The 26,320-nt window shown below is 67.0% G+C and carries 15 protein-coding genes; 4 read left to right on the top strand and 11 right to left on the bottom strand.

The genetic code is table 11. From position 1 onward, the window contains the following. Window positions 1-2,061, bottom strand: a complete 2,061-nt coding sequence (locus tag V6Z91_RS02715; protein ID WP_338766386.1) for a tetratricopeptide repeat-containing diguanylate cyclase — start codon at window positions 2,059-2,061, stop codon at window positions 1-3. A 346-nt stretch (window positions 2,062-2,407) separates the two neighbouring features. Here V6Z91_RS02715 and V6Z91_RS02710 point away from each other — a divergent pair, with 346 nt between their 5' ends. Further along, window positions 2,408-3,181, top strand: a complete 774-nt coding sequence (locus V6Z91_RS02710; protein ID WP_338766384.1) for a PEP-CTERM sorting domain-containing protein — start codon at window positions 2,408-2,410, stop codon at window positions 3,179-3,181. Between the two features lie 114 nt (window positions 3,182-3,295). Here V6Z91_RS02710 and V6Z91_RS02705 read toward each other — a convergent pair whose 3' ends face one another. The 3 genes from V6Z91_RS02705 to V6Z91_RS02695 all read right to left on the bottom strand — a co-directional run bounded on the left by V6Z91_RS02705 (window position 3,296) and on the right by V6Z91_RS02695 (window position 8,007). Further along, window positions 3,296-5,083: an ABC transporter transmembrane domain-containing protein gene (locus V6Z91_RS02705; protein ID WP_338766381.1), complete on the bottom strand. Its 1,788-nt coding sequence runs from the start codon at window positions 5,081-5,083 to the stop codon at window positions 3,296-3,298. 16 nt (window positions 5,084-5,099) lie between these two features. Beyond that, on the bottom strand, window positions 5,100-6,851 hold the full coding sequence (locus V6Z91_RS02700) for an ATP-binding cassette domain-containing protein (RefSeq protein WP_338766379.1): 1,752 nt from the start codon (window positions 6,849-6,851) through the stop codon (window positions 5,100-5,102). A 139-nt stretch (window positions 6,852-6,990) separates the two neighbouring features. Beyond that, window positions 6,991-8,007: a phasin family protein gene (locus V6Z91_RS02695; protein WP_338766377.1), complete on the bottom strand. Its 1,017-nt coding sequence runs from the start codon at window positions 8,005-8,007 to the stop codon at window positions 6,991-6,993. Window positions 8,008-8,197: 190 nt separating this feature from the next. Between V6Z91_RS02695 and V6Z91_RS02690 the strand changes: the two genes are divergently transcribed. Further along, entirely contained in the window at window positions 8,198-9,478 is a 1,281-nt protein-coding gene (locus V6Z91_RS02690; protein WP_338766375.1) for an amidohydrolase family protein, read from the top strand. Beyond that, complete coding sequence (locus tag V6Z91_RS02685; protein WP_338766373.1) at window positions 9,475-9,999, top strand: GNAT family N-acetyltransferase; 525 nt, start codon at window positions 9,475-9,477, stop codon at window positions 9,997-9,999. Before V6Z91_RS02690 ends, V6Z91_RS02685 begins: the two co-directional genes overlap by 4 nt. Here V6Z91_RS02685 and V6Z91_RS02680 read toward each other — a convergent pair. Together V6Z91_RS02680 and V6Z91_RS02675 are read right to left on the bottom strand one after the other, a co-directional pair. Continuing rightward, window positions 9,966-13,295 carry an alpha/beta hydrolase-fold protein gene (locus V6Z91_RS02680; RefSeq protein WP_338766370.1) on the bottom strand — a complete coding sequence of 1,110 codons (3,330 nt, stop codon included), beginning with the start codon at window positions 13,293-13,295 and terminating at the stop codon, window positions 9,966-9,968. The genes V6Z91_RS02685 and V6Z91_RS02680 overlap by 34 nt on opposite strands. Then, entirely contained in the window at window positions 13,292-15,190 is a 1,899-nt protein-coding gene (locus V6Z91_RS02675; RefSeq protein ID WP_338766367.1) for a glycoside hydrolase family 13 protein, read from the bottom strand. The genes V6Z91_RS02680 and V6Z91_RS02675 overlap by 4 nt, the downstream gene beginning before the upstream one ends. 476 nt (window positions 15,191-15,666) lie before the next feature. Here V6Z91_RS02675 and V6Z91_RS02670 point away from each other — a divergent pair, with 476 nt between their 5' ends. Further along, window positions 15,667-18,399 (top strand): TonB-dependent receptor, encoded by a 2,733-nt coding sequence (locus V6Z91_RS02670; protein WP_338766364.1) that lies wholly within the window; start codon window positions 15,667-15,669, stop codon window positions 18,397-18,399. Window positions 18,400-18,719: 320 nt separating this feature from the next. Here V6Z91_RS02670 and V6Z91_RS02665 read toward each other — a convergent pair whose 3' ends face one another. The 5 genes from V6Z91_RS02665 to V6Z91_RS02645 all read right to left on the bottom strand — a co-directional run bounded on the left by V6Z91_RS02665 (window position 18,720) and on the right by V6Z91_RS02645 (window position 26,291). Then, entirely contained in the window at window positions 18,720-18,920 is a 201-nt protein-coding gene (locus tag V6Z91_RS02665) for a DUF3079 domain-containing protein (protein ID WP_338766362.1), read from the bottom strand. Window positions 18,921-18,984: 64 nt separating this feature from the next. Next, window positions 18,985-20,643, bottom strand: a complete 1,659-nt coding sequence (locus V6Z91_RS02660) for a glycoside hydrolase family 43 protein (RefSeq protein WP_338766360.1) — start codon at window positions 20,641-20,643, stop codon at window positions 18,985-18,987. Next, entirely contained in the window at window positions 20,640-21,929 is a 1,290-nt protein-coding gene (locus V6Z91_RS02655) for an MFS transporter (protein WP_338766357.1), read from the bottom strand. Before V6Z91_RS02655 ends, V6Z91_RS02660 begins: the two co-directional genes overlap by 4 nt. A gap of 143 nt (window positions 21,930-22,072) precedes the next feature. After that, a complete protein-coding gene (locus V6Z91_RS02650; RefSeq protein WP_338766354.1) occupies window positions 22,073-24,217 on the bottom strand; it encodes a TonB-dependent siderophore receptor in 2,145 nt (714 codons plus the stop codon). A gap of 220 nt (window positions 24,218-24,437) precedes the next feature. Next, a complete protein-coding gene (locus V6Z91_RS02645) occupies window positions 24,438-26,291 on the bottom strand; it encodes a M2 family metallopeptidase (protein ID WP_338766352.1) in 1,854 nt (617 codons plus the stop codon). Window positions 26,292-26,320 lie beyond the last annotated feature (29 nt).

The following is a 26,320-nucleotide window of genomic DNA, read 5'->3' as shown; positions in this document are numbered from 1 at the left end:
CTAGGCCGCCGCCGCTTCCCGGAGCTCCACCGTCTCGCCGGGCACCACGGCAAGATCGACGACGCCCTTGCGCCATGCACCCTCGAGGTCCTGCTCGATGGCTTCCAGCGTCGTCGTGCCCAGCTTGGTGAAGGCCTTCAGGCCATAAGCACGGTTGCGGCCGTGCGACTTGGCCATGTACAGCGCCATGTCGACAAGGTTGACGGCGCGTTCCCACGACAGCGGCGTGCCGCCGGCGGCAAGCGGGAAGGGCGCGAAGCCCACCGACACGTGGACCCGCAAGGTCGTGCCCTGGTACTCCAGCGCCTGTGCGCGGATGCCGCGCAAGATGCGCCGCGCCACGTCTTCCAGGCCGTCGCGCGGCACGGCCGGCAAGAAGGCTAGGAATTCCTCGCCGCCCCAGCGCACGATCATGTCGGTTTCGCGCAGCGTCTCCCGCAGGTTGGCGGCGATCATCTTCAGCACCGCGTCGCCGGCGGCGTGGCCATGCGTGTCGTTGATGTGCTTGAAGTGGTCGACATCGAGCAGGAACAGCGCGCCAACCATGTCGCCGCCCGTGTTCTGGCGCCGCTCCACCTGCGCATGCGTACGCATGAAGTCCTGGAAATGCCGGCGGTTGTACAGGGCGGTCAGCGGATCGAGCGAACTCTGCTGCTTCAATTCCTGGTTCTTCACTTGCAGCAGGGCGTTCGCCTGGCGCACCTTCCGGTATAACAGGCCCACGACCACGGAGGCGAGGGCGAACACGAGCGCCAGCAGCCACCAGATGCGCTGCTGCAGCTTGCGGTTGTCCAGTTCCGCGCTCTTCACGCGGTTTTCCTGCCGCAGCGCCTCGATCTGCCGCCCCTTCTTTTCCGTGTCGTACTTCTGCTGCAGTTCCAGCACCGCCTTCTGGCGCTCCTCGGCGAACATCTCGCTCGACAGCGTGCGTTCGCGGTGGTACGCGTCAATGGCGCCCCGGTAATCGCCGGCGCGCTCCAGCGCCGCGCCGTACTCCAGCAGCACGGCCTGCACTTCCGGCTTGACGCCCGTCTTTTCGTAGGCGGCCAGCCCGGCCTCGAACTGGCGCTTGCCGTCGGCGACGCGGCCCAGGCCCAGGTAGGCCTGGCCCAGGTTGATGCGCGCGGTCGCGGTCCCGCCCGGGCTGTTCACTTCCTCGGCCGCCGCGAGCGCCTGCCGCGCGAAGTCGATGGTGCGCCGGTAATCGTGCTTCTTGAGGTACAGGTCGGAGAGGTTGACGAGCGTATCGGCGATCATCTGCCGGGCACCCAGCCGGCGCTCGACGGCCAGTTCGTCCAGCAGGGCGCGGCCGGCCCGGTCGTACTGCCCCGATTCGATCGCCAGGCCGTATTCGGTGGCCAGCGCGATAGCGAGCCGCCCGGGCGAGCGCATGCGCCGCGCCACGGCCAGCGACTCCTCCTGCACTTCCCAGCCCTTGTCGAACTGCTTCATGTCCGTGTACAGGAAGGCGAGCGCATTGAGGGCGCTGGCCAGCGGCGCATCGTCATCCTTGACGGTGCGTGCCAGGTCGATGGCGGACTGCAGGCGCGCCAGCGCGGCCGGGTAGTTGCCCTGTTCCTGGAACGACTGGCCGGCCGAGATCGTCGCCTGCACGCGCAGCGGCAGGTCGGCCGTGTTGCGCGCCAGGCGTTCCGCCTCGAACGCTGCCTTGTGCGAGCCGGGCAGGTCGTCCAGCGCGAACAGCGCATAGGCGCGCGCCAGCATGCCTTTCGCCACCACCGCGTCGTCGTGCGCCGCGCGGCCCCAGCCCACCAGCTCGTCCGCCATCGCCAGCGCCCGTTCCGGATCGCCGGCGCGGCGGATCGCGCTGCTGTACAGCCACAGGAATTCGGCGCGGCTCGCCAGCGGGGCGGCGCGTGCCTGGGCCTCCAGCCGGGCCAGCCGCGCGGCGGCATCGTCCGGCACGAAACGCACCATTTCCCGCGTGGCGGCCAGCTCCGCATCCAGGTTGGCCTGCGCGAAGGCGAGCACCGGCGCCAGCGCAAGCGCGGCAACCAGGCGGCGAATCGGGCGAGACGAAGAGGGAAGCACAGGGGCCACGGCAGGTCCTTGCCGCGCTGAGGAAGGGTGCGGCTGTGCCCATATTATAGGCTTGTTGCTATAAGGAATTGCGCCGACAAGCGCGATTTTTCGTCCTTGCGCGGCATGCATCAGCATTTCTGCAACAAGCTTGCCCGCATGTCATTGACTCGCGTGCAAGCCCGGTTCCGCGTTCCCCAGCCGGGCAATCGCCCGCCCGTGTGCGAGGTGGCGAGCGGGCGATCGCTCATCTTGCACGCCGATAATTCCGTGGCATATACTCGAAAAAGTTAATATTTTTGCATTTACTTGCATAATATAACCCGGCCCGCAGTCCGTCCCTGCGGATACCACTGAGAGAATCAACATGACCCGTTTCGCGACCTATGCATCAACGATGATCGCCGCCGCATTTCTTGCAGTCCCTGCCGCCCACGCTGCCCAGTCGACGGCGTCCGCAGCCTTCAGTAACGTCCAGTTCAGCGTCGTCGACCTGACTCCGAATGACGGCCATGCGGCAGGCTACGCGTTCAGTCCGCGCACGTCCGAATTTGAAGCGAGAATAACGAATGGCTGGTATTCGGATGGCATGTCGAGTGCTCCTTATTTCCCGGTTCCGGTGAATGTCTCGGCAACCTATCGCGATGATTTCGCGTCCGCGTCCAGCAATGGCCAGCTGGGCAGTCTTGCGGCATCCGTCGACACGTCCAGCCCCTATCGCGGCGAGTACGATGCCGCGTGGGCCAGTGGCCAGCAATTTGTCCATGTGCTCATCAAGGCGCACACTGCTTTTGCAGTGAGCGGGGAAGTGGACGCAGCCGTTTGGGCCAGCGCGTACGATGATCCAAGGCTCGCAGCAAACGCCAGCGTGTTTGCCGGGCTGGGCCGACTGTCGGATGGCCAGTCCCTCTCCAGGGAGCTTTCCCTGGAAACCGGCCTCTCGTCCAGCTACAGCGACACGTTTTCGTTCTATTTGCAGAATAATAACGACTACGATATCGAAACGACGATGTACTTCACGGTCCAGGCAAGTACCAAGGGGTCCGTTTCTCCGATACCGGAACCTGCGACTTATCTGATGATCGGCGCCGGGCTACTGCTCGTGGCCGGCAGTCGCCACATCCACCGCAATAAACGCTGATCCAATCGCACCAGGGCCCGGCATGCCCGCCAGGTCCTGTCGGCCGATCTGCGCCGGGCCAGCCGAGAAAAACACTGGATCGCCGTTCGGGCCCGGCTGAACTCCACCGCGATCTCAGGCGGCCAGCTGCTGCAACAGGTAGAGGCGCTGGTACAGGCCGCCCTCGATCCGCATCAGGTCGTCGTGCGCGCCGGCTTCCTCGATGCGGCCGTGGTTCAGCACCACGATGCGGTCGGCGTCGCGGATCGTTGACAGGCGGTGGGCGATCGCGATGATCGTCACCTGGCCGCGCAATTCGTCCAGCGCCTGCTGCACGATCTGCTCGGTGGCGCTGTCGATGCGCGAGGTGGCTTCGTCCAGCATCAGCACGCGCGGTTCGCCCGCCAGGGCACGGGCGATGGCGATCAATTGCTTCTGGCCGGACGACAGGCGCGAGCCGCCTTCGCCCAGCAGCGTGTCATAGCCGTTCTCGAGCGCCATGATGAAGTCGTGCGCATGGGCGGCGCGCGCCGCCCGTTCGATCCGTGCGAAAGGCAGGTTGCGGCCCATGTCGATGTTCTCGCGCGCCGAGGCAGCCAGCAGGAACGGGTCCTGCGGCACCAGGCCGACGCCGGCGCGGAAGGCGTCGTGGCCGATATCGTCCAGCGGCACGCCATTCATCAGGATGCTGCCGCGCGGCGCCGGGTAGTAGCGCAGCAGCAGCGACAGCAAGGTCGACTTGCCGCTGCCGGTGTGGCCGACGATGCCGTAGAACGCGCCGTGCGGGATGCGCAGGTTCACGTCGTGCAGCACCTTCTGGTTGTCGACATAGGCGAAGTCCAGGTGACAGATATCGATGGCGGGCGTGGCCGGGTCGATCGCTTCATTGGCCGCGCCCGCGCCGGCATCCTTGCCGTGCTCGGGCGCCCCCGGCTCGTCGAGCAGCGTGGCCACGCGCGCCGTGGCCACCACCGACTGCTGCAATTGGGAGAATTGCATGGTGATCTGGATCAGCGGCTCGATCACGCGGGCGATGTAGTTGATGAAGGCATACAGCACGCCCACCTCGGCCACCCCCAGCACGGTGCCCTCGGCGCGCTGGCCGAACAGGAAGATCACGGAGGCGAGCAGCACCACGTTGAGCATGTCCAGCGCCGGGCGCAGCAGCCAGGCATTGGCGCGGATCTCCGCCACGCGCTGCGTGTACTGGTCTTCGTTGGTGCGCGCGAAGCGTTCGGCAAAACGCGCCTGGGCATTGTTCGCCTGCAGCACGCTCATGCCGCCGATCGATTCGGCCACCTGGGCGTTGATCTCGCTGCGCAGCTGGCGCGCCTTGGCCACGGCCGGGGCGGACAGCCGCTGGTACAGCCAAACGATCAGCAGCACGCAGGGCATCAGCGCCACCACCAGCGACATCAGCCGCCAGTCCAGCCATGCCATCGCCAGGATCGTGCCGATCAGGACGATCGTGCTGTCCAGGATCACGAACAGCACCTGGATGTACAGCGCCTTGACGGCTTCGGTATCGTTGGTCACGCGCGACACGAGCTGGCCGGTGATGGCGCGGTCGAAGAAGGCCATCGGCAGGCGCAGCACGTGGCCGTACACGCGTTCGCGCAGCCGCTGCACGGAGCGCATCGCCAGGCCGGACAGGCGTACCAGCTGCAGGTAGCGCAGCCAGCTCGACAGGCAGCCGGTCAGCACCACGCCGGCCAGCAGCAGCGCCATGTTCGGCCAGTCGGCCACGCGCGGCAGCAGGTGCTCGTCGATCAGGCGCTTGCCCAGCAGGGGGCCGATCACTTCCAGGCCGGCGGCCAGCACGAGCCACAGTACCGCCCACCACAGGTGGTGGCCATCCGGGCCGGCCGCATCCTTCAGCAGGCCGACCGCGCGCCGCATCGCCTGCGGGTCGGTCTTTTCCATGCTTTTTTTCTTGTCGTCAGCTTGCATCGAGGCTCGCCTCCAGTTGTTGGTAGCGCCACTGGCTGGCATACCAGCCGTCGTGCGCCAGCAAGCCGTCGTGCGTGCCCTGTTCCACGATGCGGCCGTGGTGCAGCACCACGATCCAGTCCGCATTGACGACGCCCGACAGGCGGTGGCTGGCGATGATGGCGCTGCGCACCGGCCGTTCGCGGCGCAGTTCTTCAAGATGTTCGAGGATGCGCGTCTCGGTGCCCGTGTCGACGGCTGACAGCGCATCGTCCAGCAGCAGCAGGTCGTTGTCCGAAAGCAGGGCGCGGGCGATCGCCACGCGCTGGCGCTGGCCGCCGGAGAGCGTGATGCCGCGCTCGCCCACCTCGGTCTCGTACTTGTGCGGGAACAGCAGGATATCGTCATGGATCGCCGCCAGGTCGGCCGCGTGCTCGATCTCGGCGCGGGTGGCGCCCGGCTTGCCGAGCGCGATGTTCTCGGCGATCGACGCGGAGAACAGGAACGATTCCTGCGGCACCCAGCTGATCGCGCCGCGCAGCGCGCTCAGCTTGTAGTCGTCCAGCGCGTGGCCGTTCCAGCGCACCGCGCCCGATTGCGGCTGCAGCTGGCGCAGCAGCACGCGCAGCAGCGTCGTCTTGCCGGACCCCGTCGGGCCCACCAGTCCCAGCGTCTGCCCGGGGCGCAGGCGCAGCGATACGTCCGACAGTGCCGGCTCGGCGTGGCCAGGGTAGCAAACGGTCAGGTGTTCGACCGTCAGCTCGCCGGCCGGCAGGGTGTCCAGCTTGCCCTGGTCGGCGATCGTCAGCGGCGCATCGAGCATCGGCTGCAGGCGCTGCCAGGCGGCGCGGCCCCGTTCCAGCAGCGACAGCACCCAGCCGGCGGCGAACATGGGCCAGATCAGCTGGCCCAGGTACATCGAGAAACTGGTCAGCGCGCCGATGGTGAGCTGGTTTGTCCACATCAGGTAGCCGCCCACGCCCAGCGTGAGGCCGGTGGCGGCCGCGAGGGTCAGGCCGACCGCCGGTTCATAACCGGCTTCCCAGCGCTGCGCGGTGAGCGCCGCGTCCGAGGCCTTGCCGGCCAGTTCCGAGAAGGTGGCGGCGCTGCGCTTTTCCAGGCCGAGCGTGCGCAGCGTGCGCACGCCGGTCAGCGTTTCCTGCACATGGTCGTTCAGCGCCGAGAAGCGCTTGAGCGAATCGGCCGCCGCCGTGTGGATTTGCGTGGAGATGCGCCAGAACGCATAGGCCATCAGCGGAAAGGGCAGCAGCGCCACCAGGGCCAGCCGCCAGTCCACCCCCAGGGTCATGATGCCGATCACCAGCACGAGCGTGAGCGCGCCGTCGAAGCCGGCCAGCATCGCTTCGCCGGCGGCTTGTTCGATCGAATCGATGTCGTTGGTGGCCAGCGCCATCAGGTCGCCGGTGCGCTGCTGCTGGTAGAACGCCGGTCCCTGCAGGGTCAGGCGCTGGTAGAAGCGGGTGCGCAATTCCACGCCGAGGCGGTAGGCGGCCGAATACAGGCGGATGCGCCATGCAACCCGCAAGGCGTAGTTGGCCACGCCGACCAGCAGCAGCAGGCCCACGCCTTCTAGCAGTTCGGCATGCGGCAGGCGCTGGGCGGCCAGGGCGTCGACCAGCTGGCCGATCTTGCGGGGAATCCAGACGCCGATGACGGCAACGAGGACCAGCATCACGCCGGCGCCCGCATAGGCGCGCCAGTGCGCGCGCACGAAGCTCGTGAGTAGCCTCGATAAGCTCATGACATATCCTTTGATGAGGCCCGCTAGGATACATCAGGCTGGCTGGGAGTGCTGGCCGGGTCCGTGCGGACCCGGCGTTCGTGCCGCGGAGGAAAGAGCAAATCGGGCCGCGCCGTCGCGGATGCTCGGGCCGGCCCGGTTACTTGCGGGACTTGCCGGGGGCCGACTTGGCCGGGCCAGCCGGCTTGTCCGCCTGCGCGGCCACGGGCTGCTCGCCGCTGCTCCTGGACTTCGACCGCGTGCTGCGCTGCGTGTGCGTGCCATGATCCGTATCGAACAGCGGGGCCGAGGAAGCGGTGACGGGGGCCGGCGCCTGCGCTGCCGCTTCGGTGACGCGTTCGACGGCGGCGGCGACGGCATCCGCGGCTGAGGGACTGGCGGAGGCTTCCCTGAGCAGGATGTCGGAGGCATCCTCGACGGCGCGCGCCGAGGCAGCCGCGGCGGTTTCTGCCGCCTGTGCGGCGGCGGAAACGCCAGCCTCGGCCGTGTCTTGCGCGGCCTTGTCCGCCGCTTCCACCGCGTCGTCGATTTCCTCGGTGGTGGCGCGCACGGCCTGCTCCGCGCCGTCCTGGCTGGCGCGTGCCGCCTCGGCAAGCGCGCCTTGCGTGTTGCGAGCGGCTTCGGCGGCGCTGCCCGTCGCCGCTTGCGCCGCATCGCTGGCGGCATGCACGGCATGGGCCGCTGCCTCGGTGGCACCGGAAGTGGCGGCCTGCGCTGCCTCGCCGGCCGCATTCGCCGCGGCGACGGCTGCATTCACGACCGTTTCAGGGACCTGTGCCACGGCCGGCGCGGCCAGCACCAGCGTCTTGCCCGGCACGTCGCGGAAGCGGTCGGTGGCCGTCTGCAAAAAGGCCTGCTGCGTCTTGCTGGCGATCGAGAACAGCTCGCGCTGGTAGGCGAACAGGCCTTCGATCGCGGACAGGGGCCGGGCCAGGTCCAGCACGGCGCGGGTATCCCTCGCTTCGATCAACTGGCGGGCCGCGGCCGTGCCGCGCTCGGCCACATTGCGGGCCGTGTTCAGGTTCAGCGCCACGATCTCGCTGGCGCCATCGACGGTATTCTTCAGCACGCTATTCAGGAAATCGAGCTGGCTTTCAAGCTGCGTTTTGCTCGTTCTGGAAATCTGTTCGGAAATCTGCTCGGTAATCGAAGACATACGCTCTCCTGGGAACAAGGTATGGTGCGTTGCAATAAATGAATTCTAGCGATGAAACAAGGCATTGGAAAGCGCTTTGTGCTTTCTTTATTCGTTGATTTATGCACTGCAACATACGTTACGGTGATGAATATTGCGGCAATGGCGGAGATATCCCTACAATCGGGTATCCCTATTTCCGGAGCTCATCATGGAATTCGTCATCCGCAACGCCACGCTGCCCGACGGCCGCACCGGCATCGACATCGCCGTGCAGAATGGCCGCATCGCCGCGCTGGCCCCGCGGCTCGCCGTGACCGCCGCGCGCGAGATCGATGCAGGGGGCGACCTCGTCACGCCGCCGTTCGTGGACGCGCACTTCCACATGGATGCCACGCTGTCGTACGGCCTGCCGCGCGTGAACGCCAGCGGCACGCTGCTCGAAGGGATCGCGCTGTGGGGCGAACTGAAACCGGACCTGACCCAGGAAGCGCTGGTGGAACGGGCCATGCGCTACTGCGACTGGGCGGTGGCACGCGGCCTGCTGGCGATCCGCACCCACGTCGACGTGTGCGACGACCGCCTGCTGGCGGTGGAAGCGCTGCTCGAAGTGAAGCGCCGCGTCGCGCCTTACCTGGACATGCAGCTGGTGGCCTTCCCGCAGGATGGCCTGCTGCGCAGTCCGACTGCGCTGGCGAACCTGAAGCGGGCCATCGCGATGGGGGTGGACGTGGTGGGCGGCATTCCGCACTTCGAGCGCACGATGGCCGACGGCGCCGAATCGGTGCGCGTGCTGTGCGAGTTCGCCGCCGCGCAGGGCCTGATGGTGGACATGCACTGCGACGAATCGGACGACCCGCTGTCGCGCCACATCGAGACGCTGGCGGCGGAAACGCACCGGCTCGGCCTGCACGGCCGCGTGGCCGGCTCGCACCTCACGTCGATGCACTCGATGGACAACTACTATGTGAGCAAGCTGCTGCCGCTGATCGCCGAAAGCGGCGTGGCGGCAATTGCCAACCCGCTCATCAACATCACGCTGCAGGGCCGGCACGACACGTATCCGAAGCGCCGCGGCATGACGCGCGTGCCGGAACTGATGGCGGCCGGCGTGACGGTGGCGTTCGGCCACGATTGCGTGATGGACCCGTGGTACGGCATGGGCTCCGGCGACATGCTCGAGGTGGCGCACATGGGCCTGCACGTGGCGCAGATGACGAGCCAGCAGGCGATGCGCGCCTGCTTCGCCGCCGTCACGGAAAACCCGGCGAAGATCCTGGGCCTGGAAGGCTACGGCCTGGAACCGGGCTGCCACGCCGACCTGGTGCTGCTGGACGCTGCCGATCCGATCGAGGCGATCCGGCTGCGCGCCGCGCGCCGGCTGGTGATGCGGCGCGGCCGCATCGTGGCCGAGTCGCCGCGCGCCGTGGCCCGGCTCGACCTGCCGGGCCGACCCGGCACGGTCGACTTCCGGCAGCTGGGCTCCCGATGAAGATCCTGGAAACGCGGCGGCTGCTGCTGCGCACGATGCGCGAGGACGACGCCGCGTTCTACCTGGCCCTCGTCAACGACCCGGAGTGGCTGGAGCATATCGGCGACAAGGGCATCCGCACCCTGGACGAGGCCCGCGAAAGCATCGTGGCCGGCCCGATGCGCATGCAGCGCCTGCTCGGCTATTCGCTGTACCTGGTCGAGCGCAAGGCCGACGGCGTGCCGGTGGGGCTGTGCGGCCTGATCCTGCGAGACACGCTGCCCGGCACCGACATCGGCTATGCGCTGGCGGCGCCCTACCGGGGCGCGGGCTATGCGTACGAGGCGGCGGCCGCCGTGGTCGACCATGCCCGCCACCGGCTGGGGCTGCGGCGCCTGTTCGGCATCGTCAACCCCGCCAACGCGGCATCGATCGCCCTGCTGGAAAAGCTCGGCCTGTCCTTCCTGCACGGCACCCGCCTGCCGCCGGAAGAACGGGAGACGCACGTCTACTGCATCGACTTCGCTGTGCCGCGCGACTGAGCAGGGAAGAACCACGTGAGCGCGCGGTGCACGCGGCCGGCCCAGTCGCGCTCGTTATGGAGGCCACCTTCGTCTTCCACGTACAGCAGGTCGCGCCCCTCCCGCCAGCCGTTCCTGATGATCGCCTGCCGGAAGGCGCGCGTGGCTTCCACGCCATCCATGGCGGTGCCCGCGTCGACGTACAGGCGGACCGGCGTCGTCGCCGCGCGCGGTGCCGTCGCGACGAGCGTGCCGCCATTCCACCAGAACGAGCCCGAGACGATGCCGGCCTGGCCGAACACGTCCGGATGGTGCTGGGCCAGGTACAGCGACGCCAAGCCGCCGAACGACGAGCCCATGACGGCGGTATTGGCCTGGTCCGGCAAGGTGCGGTAGCGGCCATCGATATAAGGCTTCACGCTATCGACGACGAAGCGCGCATATTGCGCGACCTTGCCGCCGCCGTACCACGCGTCGCAGCACGGCGTGTACTCGGCGTTGCGTTCCGGCGTGTTGTCGATGCCGACCACGATGATCTCGCGCATGTCGCCCCCCTTCGCCAGCCGGTCCACCACTTCGTCGATGTTCCACTCCACGCTGTAGGCGGTCTTCGGGTCGTACAGGTTCTGGCCGTCGTGCATGTACAGCACCGGGTAGCGCTTGCCCCCGTCGCGGTCATAGCCGGCCGGCAGCCAGATACGCAGCTTGCGCTCGTTGCCCAGCTGCGGCGAGGCGAACTTGTCGACGATTTCCAGCCGGCCTTTGGCCACCGGCGCCGGCGTGGCACCGCTCGTGGCGAGCAGGCGCACGCCATGGATGTCGAAGCGGTTCATCGGCCCGGCCTTGCCGCCCGCGTCGCCGTAGGTGGCGTTCGATTGCAGGCTGCTCATGTTGATGAAGTCCGACAGTTCGATCCGGTGCTGCCCGGCCTTCAGATGGGCGGCCAGCGGCGTCGAGTAGACGGCCTCGCCGGCGGGCGAATGGGGCAGTCGCACCACGCCCTCGGCCACGGCATGGCCGGCCTCGTCGAGCACCTTCATCCACTTCACGCCGCCCGTGATGCCCAGGTTCACCTGGTGCGCGTTGTTGCGGTAGCGGACCTGCACCGCATAGCTGCCGGCCCGCGGGACGGCGAGCGAGACGGCAAACGTGTCCGACGGCGCCCCCCAGTTGCCGATCACGCCGTTCTCCCTCCCCACGTTCGACGCGACGCTTGCGTCGCTTCCCCTCCCTACGCGCGCATCGCCCGCGCTCACCTCGATCGCATCGCCAGTGCAGGCCGGCGCGCTGTGATGGCTGCGGTTGCCGGAGACAGGGAACACGGCTTCCACTGCGTAGCATGCCGCGGCGACCGGTTTCGGGTCGGTCCACGCGGCGCCTTTCAGGTGTGAAGCGACGAGGCGGCCGTCGCGGTAGACGTTGTACACGGCCCCACCGGCCGGCGCGGCGGCGAACGCGAGCCTGCCCTTCGTGGCGGACGCGATGGCCGGTTCCGGCGGCGAGAACACGGCGGGATCATCGGCAAGGGGATCGGCCGCCACGCGGGTGATTGCCTGCCGGCCCGGCACCGCCGGCTCCAGCTGCACGACGATCGTATTGGTATCCGCCAGGTCTTCCCACTTGATCTTCCGGTCCACCGGCTTCCCGTTCAGCAGCACCTGCTGCACGGGGTGCCAGGCGGCCTGCATGTCCGCGGCGAAGGGCTGGGCCGGCGGCAGCACGAGCTGGACGTCGATGGCGTGGTTGCGCAGCTTCAGCCCGGCAAGGGTGGCCGTGCGGCCGTTGCCGAATGCCCCGTAGCGCATCCGGGTCGTGACGAAAGGATCGACGACGATGCCGTCGTTCGACGTGGAGACGCCGAACAAGCCGCCGACCATCGCGCCGGCGAAGCCGCCCACGGACCACAGCTGGCGGCGCGAATTGACGACCGGGCCGGACAGGTCCTCGCCTTGCGCGCCCTTCAGTTCGAGCATCGGCTGGCCGGTCAGCCATTCGAAATTCTCCATGTTCGACGCGTTCACGGCGGCACCGCGCAGCAGTGTTTCGTAGGCCGCGTTGACCGCCTCCACGTTCCTTGCCTGGATCGCCGCCTTCAGCCCGTAGGCGGTGACGAACGGCCAGATCGCGCGGTTGTGGTACACGGCGCGACCCGGCTGCTGCGGCCAGATCACGGGCGCGCCCATCGGCCCGTGCGGATAGCGCGCCACGATGCTGGCGGCCTGCTCGGCATCGGCCACGCCGGTCACGATGGCCAGAGCCTGGCCCAGCCAGTCGAACTTGTGCAGCGGCGCGCCGTCGAAGTGGCCTGCCGTGAGACTGCTGTACATGCCGGCGTCCTTCAGCCAGAGCCGGTCGTTGATCGCATCCTTCAGTTGCACGGCCCAGGCGTCGTAGCGCTGCGCCGTGGCGGGGTCGCCCTGTTCCGCGGCCAGCTGCGCGGCCAGCGTGAGGGCCTTGTAGTGCGCCACGTTGGTGGACAGCGCCTTGGCCGTTGCCATGTGCGCCAGCTGGCCGGGAATCCAGCTCGCGTAGCTTTGCTCGCGCCAGTCGAGGAACGATTCCTCGCCGTTGTACAGGCCAGCGATGGGATCGAAGGCGGCGACGCGGTCGATCTCGATCGTATTGGTCAGCGCCTTCAGCGCCACCGGCGCGAAGGCTGCGCGCTCGGCCGGCGGCAAGGCCTTCAGGGCCTCGTCGGCGCCAAACGCCCACGTCACGCGGTCCGTGCTCACGGGCCAGCTGCCGCCGCTGCCGGTGTCCTGCACGATCTGCAGTCCATCCGCGCTTCCCGGCACGACGGGAGGCTTCGTGACGCCCGGGCGGTAGCCGGAGAGCTTGAATTGCAGCGAATTTCGTACACGCCGCGGGTCAAGCATGCCCAGCCCCAGGCCGGCGGCATAGGACAGGTCGCGCGTCCACACATAGTGCCATTTCTCGCCCGTCTCGAAGCAGTCGCAGGGGATGGGCTCGCCACCGTTGTAACTGTCGTCGCGTATCGCCGACACGGCATCCTGGCGCATTTCCGCCATCGCCATCGCGAACAAGCCGTCGACGGCCACGTTCCCGCTGCGCACGCGCGGCAGGTCCGCCGTCTCCGCGTACGTGACCTGCTGGGGGTCGCCGGCGCGCAGCTTCAGCGTCGTCGAGTGGGTATAGGTGCGCAGCGGGGCGTCATCGTCCGGAGTGGCGATGCGCACCGCTTCCTGCTTGCCCCAGGAGCCGTACGGAAGTGATAGTTCGCTGGCAAAAGCGGCACCGGAGCAGGCTGCGTTGGCGGCGACGAGGGCGATGGCGGTAACGATGGTGTTGCGCTTCATTTCAGCTCCAGGATGATGGCCGTGCGGGGCGGCAGGGTGATGCCGCGTTCGAAAGTATGGGTCTTGCCGGTGACGACGTCGGTACCCGATGCGACGCCGGCGAGCATCTCGCGGAAGCGCTCCGCCTCCAGGGTGACGGGCTTCGGGTTCTTGTTCAGGGCGACCATCACCTTGTTCGCGCCGGTGTGGCGGAAGAACACATAGGTGTCCTGCTGCGGCCCGAAATGCATCGTGCGGCCGTGGTGGATGACGGCGGCGCCCTTGCGCCAGTTCAGCAGCTTCTTCAGGAACGCCTGCGCCTCGCGCTGCTGCGCGGTGAGGCCGGCGCCCGTGAAGGCGTCGACCTTGTCGCCCGGCCAGCCGCCGGGGAAGTCGTGACGGTACGAAGCATCGTCGCGGCCCTGCGTGGTGCTGGTCATCAGGATCTCGGTGCCGTAGTACAGCTGGGGAATGCGCGGAGCCGTCAACACGTAGGCCATCGCCATCTTCCACAGGCCCATATCCTCGTTCAGCACGCTCCACGTGCGGGGCAGGTCGTGGTTGCCCTCGAAGAGCACCAGCTGGTCCGGTCGCGGGTAAAGGTAATCCTGCGCCAGCGTTTCATGGAGATCGGTCAGGCTGAAGGTGCCGTGATTGCTGTCAGTCGCCGTGCTGGCCAGCGCGCGGCGCAGCGCGTCGTTCAGCGGAAAATCCATCAGCGAAGGCAGGTGCGACACGTAACCGTCGTGATTGACCTTGCCGCGCTGCCAGCGCGCCACGACGGGCACGCGCGTGCTCCATTCCTCGCCCACCACGTTCAGGTTCGGGTATTCGGCCATCACGCGGCGCGACCATTCGGCCAGGAAGGCCGTGTTCGAATAGCCGTAGGTGTCGACGCGCAGCCCCGACAGGCCCGCGTATTCGATCCACCAGATGGTGTTCTGGATCAGGTAGTTGGCCACGAAGGGATTGGCCTGGTTCAGGTCCGGCATGCCGCGCGAGAACCAGCCCTCGGTGAAGTTGCGGGCATCCTCGCGGCTGCCGTAAGGATCGTTCGTCGCCACGCGGTGATGCTGTGTCAGCACCGGCTTGCCGCCGTAGCCGATCCAGTCCGGCATCGGCATGTCCTTCATCCACCAGTGGTTGGCGCCGATGTGGTTCAGCACCACGTCCTGGATCACGCCGATGCCCTTGTCGCGGGCACGGGCGACGAAGGCGCGAAAGTCCTCGTTGCTGCCGTAGCGCCTGTCGATCCGGTAGTAGTCCGTGGCCGCGTAGCCGTGGTACGAGTACGCCGGCATGTCGTTTTCCAGCAGCGGGGTGGGCCACATCTGCGTATAGCCCATGGCCGCCACGTAGTCGAGGTGGGCCGCCATGCCGGCCAGGTCGCCGCCATGCCGGCCACCGCCCGCCGCGCGGTTCGCCTTGTCGGCCAGCGCGGGCACGCTGTCGTTGGCCGGGTCGCCGTTGGCGAAGCGGTCGGGCATCACCTGGTAGATCGCGTCGCGGGTATCGAAGCCCTGGCGGTCGCGCGAACCCGGTGCACGCGGCAGCAGCTGGTAGCGGTGCGTGAGCACGGGGGGCGCGCTCCCATTGGCGGCGAACGTGATGTCGAAGCTGCCTGGGCGGACATCGGCCGCCAGCTCAAGGTCGATGAACAGGTAATTCGGATTGGCCACGCGGGTGGTGGCTGCGAGCCGCACGCCCGCGTAATCGAGCCGCGGGTGCAGGTCGGCGATGCGTTCGCCATGCACCATCAATTGTAGTGCGCGATGCTGCATGCCGGCCCACCAGTTGGCCGGTTCCAGATGGTCGATACGATAGGAAGGGGCGGCGCTGGCCGGTGTGCAGGCCGGCACGAGCATGGCGAGCAAGGTGGGTGCGAGCGCTGCGCGCGAAAGCAGGGCGGGGCGCATGAGTCTCCTCTGTCGAAGTAGTGGGACTACAGGCTCTTTGGTGGCCTGCTGGGCGGTGAGGCGTGAGCAGAATACTATGATTGCCGGGTACGTTCAACGTCGGGCTGACCGCACATCCTAGTTTTAATACATGGCACCGCAGCTTCCATTGCTTCTGGATGACGGTTTCGTTAGATCTTTACAGTGGAAACGGTTGTTTCGGGGCATTTTTTGTAGTTCCACTACAGATGCTAAAAGGGCATCCTGTAGCCGCGATACAACGAAATGGCGAAAACGTGCGCATACCGGGCAGGAAAGGGCGTTTTCACGCGTAGTTGAATTGAACTTCAATTGACACTGCATCTAGTTTTAATACAAAATTCTTGCAGGACGTCTAAAAGAGCGGCCGCAATCCTTGGAATCCCGTGTAGTCGCGCTAACTGAGTTGGCCAAATTGTTGACCGCGGGAAAAATCGTATTTAAGTGAGGGGACTTCGATGAAATTCTTCGCGCCTGAGCGCAGCAAGCGCACGGCCCTGCAACTGAGCCCGGTGGCAACCGGCTGCGCACTCTTCGTTGCCGCGCTGGCGACCCCTGCCGCCGCGCAACAACAAACCACGCCATCGGCCGAGGCGCCGATCGCCACGGTGACCGTGACCGGCATCCGCCGCGGCATCGAGGACGCGATCTCCGTCAAGAAGGAAGCGACCTCGATCGTCGAAGCCGTGTCCGCCGAGGACATCGGCAAGCTGCCCGATGTGTCCATCGCCGAATCCATCGCCCGCCTGCCGGGCCTGGCCGCGCAGCGCGTGGCCGGCCGTGCCCAGGTGATCTCGGTGCGCGGCCTCTCGCCGGACTTCTCGACCACGCTGCTGAACGGCCGCGAGCAGGTCTCGACCGGCGACAACCGCTCCGTCGAATTCGACCAGTATCCGTCCGAGCTGCTGTCCGGCGTGACGATCTACAAGACTCCGGACGCCGGCCTGATCGGCCAGGGCCTCTCCGGCACGATCGACCTGCAGACCGTGCGCCCGCTGAACTTCGGCAAGCGCACCGTGGCGATGAACGCCCGCGCCGAGCACAACTCGCTGGGCAGCATGGCCGACACGAAATCGCTGGGCAACCGCTTCTCGATCAGCTACATCGACCAGTTCCTGAACCGCAAGCTGGGCGTGGCGATCGGCTTCGCCCACCTGGAGTCGCCCGTGCTGGCGCAGGAAACCGGCATCTACGAGCCGTGGAAGACCGACGCCCGCACGGGCCTGCCGGCCGGCACCACGGCGACCGACGGCATCAAGGCGCTGTCCCGCACCGGCTACAACCGCCGCGACGGCCTGATGGGCGTGGTCGAATACCGCCCGACCAAGCAGTTCACCAGCACGATCGACTTCTACGCCTCGATCTTCAAGCATGAAGACACGGCGAACCAGTTCGAAGTGAACCTGTCCGGCTGGAACGGCAACCTGGAACCGTCGCCGTTCTATTCGAACCTGGTCAAGGACGGCAATGCGATCAGCAGCGCGATCGCCAACAATGTCTATCCGCTGGTGCGCGGCATGTACACCAAGCGTCGCGACGATATCCGCGCGCTGGGCTGGAACAACGAATGGCGCCTGGAAGGCGTGAAGCTGGTGGCCGACCTGTCGTGGTCGAAGGCCAAGCGTTCCGAGCTGGGCCTGGAAAACAACCTGCAGCTGGGCGCGGTCAACAACCCGCAGTACCTGGACAAGATCAACCTGGACTTCAACAGCGGCGCCTTCCCGACCATGACGCCTGGCCGCGCCGACTACAGCGACGCCGCGAACCTGTACGTGAAGAACACGATCTACGGCTCCGGCTACGGCAAGGTGCCTTATGTGGAAGATGAGCTCAAGAGCGTGAAGCTGGCGGCCAACTTCCAGGCACCGGCGGCGCTGGAGAACTGGCTGTCCGGCTTCGACGTGGGCGTGAACCACAGCGACCGCTCGAAGGACAAGGACCAGCCGGAAGGCAATATCAACCTGGCCGGCAACCCGACCACGATCGATCCTTCGCTGCTGTACGGTTCCGTGGACCTGGGCTTCGCCGGCGTGGGCAACGTGCCGGCCTGGAACGTGCCGGCCGTCGTGGCGCGCTACATGACGTTCAACCCGACCGCGGGCAGCGGCGCCATCCTGATCAAGAACTGGTCGGTGCGCGAGAAGATCTCCACGGCCTACGCCAAGGCGAACATCGAACACGAATTCGGCGACATCTCGCTGCGCGGTAACGTGGGCGTGCAGGTGCAGCACACCAAGCAGTACTCCGATTCGAAGTACTTCAACGGTGCCCTGGCGAGCGACCAGCAGGTGCAGCCGATCCACGACGGCAAGTCCTACAACGACTGGCTGCCGAGCATGAACCTGAACTTCGGCCTGCCGAACGACCAGACCGTGCGCGTGGCCATGGCCAAGCAGATCGCCCGCCCTCGCGTGGACCAGCTGCGCGCGGCAATGGACTTCGGCGTCTCCGACACCACGTTCAAGCCGGGTGCATCGGGCGGCAATGCGCAGCTCGACCCGTGGCGCGCCAAGGCGTTCGACATCTCGTACGAGAAGTACTTCGGCAAAAAGGCCTACGTGGCCGGCGCCTTCTTCTTCAAGAAGCTCGACACGTACATCTTCACGCAGACGAAGACCTACGACTTCTCGGCGTTCGTTCCGGGCACGAAGGCCAACACCGTCTTCGGCGACTACAAGGCACCGTACAACGGCAACGGCGGCGTGATGCGCGGCATCGAACTGTCCGGTTCCCTGCCGCTGAACATGCTGACCCCGGTGCTGGACGGCTTCGGCATCGTGGCTTCCGGTACCTACACGGACAGCAATATCGCGATCCAGGAACCGGACGGCTCGATCGGCCAGAACATCCCGCTGCCGGGCCTGTCCAAGCGCGTGACGAACCTGACCGTGTACTACGAGAAGAACGGCTTCGAGACGCGCCTCAGCCAGCGCAAGCGTTCCGACTTCGTGGGCGAGATCGGCAACTTCGCCGCCGAACGTTCGCTGCGCTACGTGGTGGGCGAGAGCATCCTCGACTTGCAGGTCGGCTACACGTTCCAGAACGGTCCGCTGAAGGATGTGGGCATCGTGCTGCAGGCGAACAACCTGCGCAACGCCGCCTACGAGACGTACAACGGCTCGAAGAACCAGCAACTGGAATACCAGAAGTACGGCCGTACCGTGCTGCTGGGCGTGAACTACAAGTTCTAAGCTGCGGCATCAGCGGATGCGAAAAAGCCCCGGCGCGTGAGCGCCGGGGCTTTTTTTACGTTGGGGTTGATGCCGATGCTGCGTGATGTGTTCCGCGGCGTCGAATCATTGGTGTCGGACACCGGCCTCTGGGTGTCGGACACCGGTTTTCCCTTGACCAGTGGGGCGCTTCGGAGGAAAACCGGTGTCGCACACTTTTTCCCCTCGGGGAAAAAGTGTACGACACCAGCGGTACTATCTGTGCCTCGAAGGGTTGGTGTCGGAGACCGGTGTTCTCCAGAGGGCGAGGACGCTTCATGAGAGAACCGGTGTCGGCGGCGCTAGCCATGCCCCATATTGCGCGGGTGGGTATCGTCGAACGGCAGGATCGGCTCGATCCACTCGTCGCCGAACAGTTCGCACGGGTGCTGCACCCGCTCGGAACCATTGCCGCACGCCAGCGCGTCCACCGGGCAGTACTTGTCGCAACCCCAGCAGACGCGCTCGGGGTGCACGGGCTTGATCGGGAATTTCTTCGCCATCGCTTCGCTCCTCTCGTGAGAGGACCATGCTAAGCAGCGGCGCGGGAAATTCCCATGATGCGGATCACCGTTTCCGGGCCTGGGCACCTTGCTTCGGATCGGCCAGGTAGGCCCGCGCGCGGTACTCGAACCAGTCGAAGTCGGCGTGCAGGCCGGCCCCCGACATATCCTGGCATGCCACGCCCACGAAGGCACCCGTGAAGTTCGGCTGGCCCGGCGCATTGGCTTCGTCCGAGAGGATGCTCGCGTCGAACACCTGCGGCAGCCATTGCCACGCTCCACCCTCGGCGCGCCAGGCGAACATCAGGCGCTCCTCGTCCACTTCCACGCGCAATTCCACCGGCCCCGCCGGCAGCGGCACCGGCAGCGTGAAGGTGTCGGTCTGCACATGGTTCGGCAGGCTGCTCATCACGCGCAGGTGCCGGCCCACCACCTCGTCGTGCGTGATGTACAGGTAGTGGAATTTGGCGGCGTTGTAGTAGCACACGAGGCCCGCCTGCTGCTGGTAATGCTCCGGCTCGAAGTCGACCACGGTAGAAGCGCTGTAGCAGTGCGCATCCTGGCGCCGCGCCACGAGCGCCTGGCGGAACGTGCTGCCGATGCTTTCGCGGCCGAACAGGCGCAGGTGGCCGGGGCGGGCGGCAAGGCTGAACAGCTCTTCCGGGTACGGCGTGCGCAGCCACTGGAACGCGGCCGGCAGCTCCGGCGCGTCGAAGTCCTCGCGGGCGAGCGGCACTTCGAACGGGTGCGCGGGCAAGTCCGGCGCGGCAGGCTGCAATTCCGGCGTGCCTTGCCCGTCGCGGGTGCGCAGCCAGCCATCCTCGCCCCACACCACGGGCTGGATCGCCGTCTCGCGGCCCAGCGTGCAGGTGCCGCGGTTGCGCAGCGGGCGGCCGCACAGGTAGGCCATGTACGTCTGGCCGTCCGGCGTGTCCACGATCGTCGCGTGGCCGGCCCGTTGCAGCGGTGCGTCGGGGCGCAGGCGGGAGCTCAGCATCGTCACGTCCGGATGCAGTTCGTAGGGGCCGCGCAGTTCGCGCGAACGTGCCATCGTCACGCCATGGTTCCAGCCGGTGCCGCCCTCGGCGGTGAGCAGGTAGTACCAGCCGTTGCGCTTGTACAGGTGCGGGGCCTCGGTCAGGCCGTGCGGCGTGCCCTTGAAGATGTTCTCCCGCCGGCCGACGAGCCGGCGTTCCTCGACCGAGTATTCCTGCAGCACGATGCCGTTGAAACGGTTGCCGCCCGGGCGGTGGTCCCACAGCTGGTTCAGCAGGTACTTGCGGCCGTCGTCGTCATGGAACAGCGAGGGATCGAAGCCGCTGCTGTTCAGGTAGACGGGGTCGGACCAGGGGCCGTCGATCGACGGGCTGGTGACGAGGTAGTTGTGGAAGTCGCGCAGCGAGGCGCTGCCGGTGGCACCGCCCGTCGAGGTGCGGCCGTAGCGTTTCACGTCCGTATAGATCAGCCAGAACAGGCCGTCGGCGTACGTCAGGCAGGGCGCCCACACGCCGCACGAATCCGGCGCGCCCAGCATGTTCAGCTGGCTCGCGCGCGCCAGCGGCCGCGTGGCCAGGCGCCAGTGTACCAGGTCGCGCGAATGATGGATCTGCACGCCCGGATACCACTCGAAGGTGGAGGTGGCGATGTAGTAGTCGTCGCCCACCCGTACGATGGACGGGTCGGGATTGAAGCCGGGAAGGATCGGATTCTCGATGTTGCTCATGCTGGCTTGGTGAGGAGGGTTTCAGGGTGGGCGGGTTCCTGTGCCGGCTCGCGCACGAGGGTCCACAGCAGCGCGGCGGCCACCAGGTCCAGCACGGCCAGGCTGACGAAGAACGGCGTGTAGCCCACCGTGGCCATCAACCCGCCGATCAGCAGGGAGAAGATCAACAGGCCCAGGTTGCCGAACGTGCCGCACATGCCGGCCACGGTGGCCACCTCGTTGCGGCGGAACAGGTCCGAGGACATGGTGATGACGGTGACGGACAGCGTCTGGTGCGCGAAGCCGCACAGGCTGAGGAGGGCGATCGCCGTGTACGGGCTTTCGACGAAGCCCACGAAGGCCACTCCCATCATCATCGTGGCGCCCACGGTGAAGGCGCCGCGCCGCGCGTTGATGAGGCGCACGCCGCGCTTTTGCAGCCACAGCACCACGGCCGGCCCGAACAGGCAACCCAGGTCGGCCGCCAGGAAGGGCAGCCAGGCGAACATGGCGATCTGCGCCAGGTCGAAGCCGCGCACCGTGGTGAGATACAGCGGCACCCAGAACGACAGCGTGCCCCAGGCCGGGTCGGCCAGGAAGCGGGGCAAGGCGATGCCCCAGAAATTGCGCATCCTGAGGACGCTGGCGATCGACGGCCGCGTGCCGTCGCCCTGCAGGTGCTTTTCCTGGCCGGCGGCGATGTGCGCCGCCTCGGCCGCGGCGAGCTTGCGATGGCGCGCCGGCGCGTCGTACAGCAGCAGCCAGGCGCACACCCACACGAGGCCCAGCGCGCCGGTGATCACGAAGGCCGATTGCCAGTTGTAGTGCAGGATCGCCCACACGACGAGCGGCGGGGCCAGCATGGAGCCGAACGAGGCGCCGATATTGAAGATGCCGCCTGCCATGCCGCGCTCCTTGGCGGGGAACCATTCGGAGACGGCCTTCATGCCGGCCGGATTGGCCGATCCCTCGGCAAGCCCCAGCAGGCCGCGCAGGAAGGCCAGCGTCTGCCAGTTGGTGGCCATGCCGTGGGCCATGCAGATGAACGACCAGCATGTGGCGAAGATGGCGAAGCCGTATTTCAGCCCGATCACGTCCAGCACGTAGCCGCACAGCGGTTGCAGCATGATCGCGCCCTGGAACGCCGCCGTGATGTACGAGTATTCCTGGGTAGTGATCGACAGGTCCTGGAGCAGCGTGGGCGCCGCCACGGCCAGCGTGCTGCGGGTGAGGTAGTTGATGACCGCGCCCAGCATGACCAGGCCGATCATCCACCAGCGCAATCCCTTGATCTTGGAGGCCAGCATTGTTTGCGCAATCACTTTCCGAAAACGGTAATGGGATCGCTACCATAACATATGGCGAGATCGGAATGGTTGCGCAAACGTGAGCCGCTTCGATCAACTTCGGCTCACGTTACGATCAATGCGTTTCACCTGCGCGATACGCCTCACCACAGGTAGCGCGCCGTCAGCATCAGCGTGCGCCGCTGGCCGTAGAAGCAGTCGCCGCGCGCCAGGCAGGTGGTGATCTGCACCTTGTCCGCCAGGTTGACGGCGTTCAGCGCGAAACGCCATGGCCCGGTTTCATACGCGAGCAGCGCATCGACCAGGGTGACCGACGGGGTTTCCAGCGTATCGGTGCCATCCCAGGAGGTGCCGAGGTAGCGCACGCCGGCGCCGGCCGTGAAGCCGTCCGCGGCGCCGATCGAGAAGCCGCGCGCCAGCCACGCCGATGCGTTGTGCTTCGGGATGCCGGATACCCGCTTGCCCAGGTCCGGCCCATTGCTGCGCGACACGCGGGCGTCCGTGTAGGTGTAGTTGGCGGTCCAGTCCCAGCCGCGCAGGCTGCCGGCCGTTTCGAGCTCCGCGCCACGCACCTTCACCTCGCCCAGTTGCAGGCTGTTCAGCGGGTTCGCCGGATCGGTCGTCTTGCGGTTCTGGTCACGCAGTTCGTACAGCGCCAGCGACGCCGTCACCGCCGCGGCGGGTTGCCATTTCAGCCCTGCTTCCCACTGCTTGCCGCGCTGCGGCTGGAAGGAATTGTTATAAGCGTCCACGCCGCCCAGCGGCAGGAACGACTCGGCATAGCTCACGTACGGGGAGAACCCGCCGTCGCCGAGATAGAGCAGGCCGATGCGCCTGGTGTTTGCCTTGTCGTCCGTGCGGGACGCGGGGCGGCCTTCGATATCGTTCTCGGCATGGTCGCGGCGCCAGCCCAGCACGGCGACCCACCGTTCGTCGAACTTGGCCTGTTCCTGCACATAGAAGCCTTTCTGGTGCAGCAGGCCTGTGGGTTGGTGGGCGAGGGTGGCCGGCGGCGTGAAGGTGCCGTACACGGGATTGTAGACATCGAGCGCCGGCGCCACGCCGCGCCCGGTGGCCTGCCGCGTCTCGGCGCGCTGCACGTCGAAGCCGGCCAGGAAGGTGTGCTGCCAACGGCCGGTGGCGAATTTCGCTTCCAGCTGCGTGTCGAACACCAGCGTGTCGAGGGCATTGGCCTGCTGGATCAGGTCGCGCTCGATCGTGCGGTTGTCGGGATTGAACACGGGGCGCGCCGGGCGGCCGCGCGCCGCGATCGCCGTGAAGCTGGTGTAGGCGCTGCGGTAGTCCACTTCCGACTTGCTCTTGCGGGCATTCTGGCGCAGCACGAGGTTGTCGTTGAAGTGGTGGCTGAACTGCCAGCCGAACGAGGTCTGGTCCGTGTCGTACGCATCCCAGCCCGGCTCGCCCGTGAAGGTGTCGGTCGGGATCTGCCCGTACTGCGACGGCAGCAAGGTGCCCTGCCACGGGAAGAAGCCGATCAGCGAGCCGCTTTCATCCTGCTGGCGCAGCGCGTGCAGCGTCAGCGACGTGCCCGCGGTCGGCGCCCACGTCAGCGACGGCATCAGCACCTTCCGGTCGTCCGGCACGTGGTTCACCTGGGAGCCGCTGTCGCGGCCGATCGCCACCACGCGCAGGCGCCAGCGGCCGGCATCGTCCAGCACTTCGTTCAAGTCCACGTTGACCTGCTTGCGGTCGTGGCTGCCCACCTGCACCTGCGCCTCGTAGCGGCGTTCGGCCAGCGGCTTTTTGGTGACGTAGTTGATCACGCCGCCCACGCTGCCCTGGCCGTACAGTACCGAGGAGGGGCCGCGCAGCACTTCGACCCGGTCGAGCATGAACGGATCGTAGCGGGTGGTGTTGTAGAACCCGAAGTTGTATTGCAGGCCGTCGACCAGCGCGGTCGGCGATCCGCCGCGCGACGTGACGCTGTCGCCGCGGCTGTCGAACGACACGGATACGAGGCCGGCCGTGTAGTTCAGCGTCTGGCGCAAGGTCTGCGCGCCCTGCAATTGCAGGCGCTCGGCCGGGATCACGGAGATCGATTGCGGCGTTTCGATGAGCGGCGTATCGGTCTTGGTCGCCGAGCCGCCGCGGCGCGCCACGAAATCGTCGTCGGCCTTGCTGCCTTCGATCTTCACGACGGCGACCGGGGCCGCGTCGGCTTCCTCGGGCGTGTCGGCATGCGCCGGCGTCCAGGCGCACAGCAGTGCGAGCGTGAGTGGGTGGAACTTGAGAATGCCGGCGCGCGCCGGCCGGGAGAACTGCGCCATAAACCCTTCCTGCAGTGGTGACTGAGTGGTAGCGGGCTGGCGGTGGCTGGCTGCTTGAATAGTTGAGTAGAATGGTCGAGTATACCGTGAGGGGTGCAAAAAGGGCAAGGTGAGTTGGTGCCACTCGCGTTAACCCTGGAGGCGAAACCTGGGGTCAGGCCCGTTGGGTCTGACCCCGGATGCTGAACCTGGGGCCGCGCAATCGGCGCGCCAGCACCGCTCACCCCTTCTGCTGCGTCACCAGGACACGATTCTGCTCGTCCAGCCACGCCTTCAGCGGCGCGAAATACTCGAGCAGGGCGCCGGCGTCGATGCGGTCCTCGCCGCTGATCGCCTTCAGCGCCTCGGGCCACGGGTTGCTGGTGCCCAGTTCGAGCATCGCCTGCAGCTTCTTCCCGGCCTTCTCGTTGCCGTAGATCGAGCACTGGTGGAGCGGGCCCTCGTGGCCGGCCTCGCGGCAGAGCGCGCGGTGGAACTGGAACTGCAGCAGGTTGGCCAGGAAGTAGCGCGCATAGGGCACGTCCGCCGGAACGTGGTACTTGGCGCCCGCATCGAAGCCGCCGGGCGTGGCGGGCACCGGGCGGCGAATGCCCATGAGCTCTTCGCGCAATTGCCACCAGCTGCGGTCGTAGTCCGCCGGCTGGGTCTTGCCGGCGTAGACGTCCCAGCGCCAGCGGTCCACCATATAGGCCCACGGCAGCACCGCCACCTTCGACAGCGCGCGGCGCAGCAGTTCGCCGGTGTCCGCGCGCGGGTCGGGGTCTTCCTTCATCAGGCCGATGCGCTTCAGGTAGCCCGGAGTGACCGACAGCGCGATGGTGTCGCCGATCGCCTCGTGGAAGCCGTCGTTGGCGCCGTTGCGGAACAGCGTCGGCTGGTCCTGGTAGGCGAGGAAGTAGTACACATGGCCAAGCTCGTGGTGGATCACCGTGAAGTCCTCGGCCGTGGGGGTGATGCACATCTTGATGCGCACGTCGTCCTTCGCGTCGATGCTCCAGGCCGAGGCGTGGCACACCACCTCGCGGTCGCGCGGCTTGGCCAGCAGCGAGCGTTCCCAGAACGTGGCCGGCAGTTTCGGCATGCCCAGCGACGTGTAGAAGCGTTCGGCGTACTCCGTCATCTGCCGCGGCGTCGTCTTGCGCTGTTGGAGCGCCTTCGTCAGGTCGAAGGAGCCGGCGCCGGACTTCGGCGCCAGCAGCGGGTAGATGTTGTCCCACGTCTGGCTCCACATATTGCCGAACAGGTGGGCGGGCACCGGGCCGGTCAGGGGCACCACGTCCGGCCCGTAGGCGGCGCGCAGCTTGTAGCGCGTGTAGTCGTGCAGTGCCTCGTACAGCGGCCTGACCTGCAGCCACAGCCGCTCCATCTCGAACGCGAATTCTTCCGGCGGCATGTCGTAGCCGGAGCGCCACAGCGCCCCCGTGTCCGCGTAGCCCATCTCGCGCGCACCCTTGTTCGACAGCTGCACGAAGTCGGCGTAGCGCTGGCGGTAGGCCGGCGACTGCGCATGCCAGCCGGTCCACGCATCGAGCAGCTTCGCCGGATCGCGGCTGTTGGCGAGGATTTTTTCCAGCTCGCCCAGCGCCATGCAGGGGCGGCCATCGGTGGGGCAGTATTTCGCCTTGCCGTAGGCGCCCGTCAGCGCGGCGCGTGCGGCCGCGTATTGCGCGCGCTCCTTCGGGTCGGACAGCATCAAGGTCAGTTGCAGCAGCTTCAGCTTGCGCGCCTCGGTGTTGCTCAGGCCGGGGCCCTTGTATCGGCGCGCGGCCAGCGCCGCCTGGCCTGCCGCATCCAGCTGCAGGTCGCCGAACCAGGCGGCGATTGCCTCGGTATCGTCGGTGATGAAGTTGGCGGCCACCCATTCGGCCCTCGCCTGGTCGGCATTGAGCCTGTCGAACTTCGCTTCCGTCTGCGCCAGGAAGCGCTTGGCCTCGAGCGCGGTGGCCTTGCCCTCGGCCGCCGGCTTCGGCGCCGCCTTGGACGCCGGCTTCGCCCTGGCCTTCCTGTCCGTTTGCGCATGCGCGCTGCCAGCGCCCAGCGCAAGCAGCAGTGCGGCCAGTGCCAGCGGCTTCATGTCCATCGTTCCTCCGATCGCGTGAATGA

It is taken from the genome of Massilia sp. METH4 (assembly GCF_037094685.1).
GTDB lineage: Bacteria > Pseudomonadota > Gammaproteobacteria > Burkholderiales > Burkholderiaceae_D > Rugamonas.
This window is presented reverse-complemented; position numbering and strand designations above follow the sequence as displayed.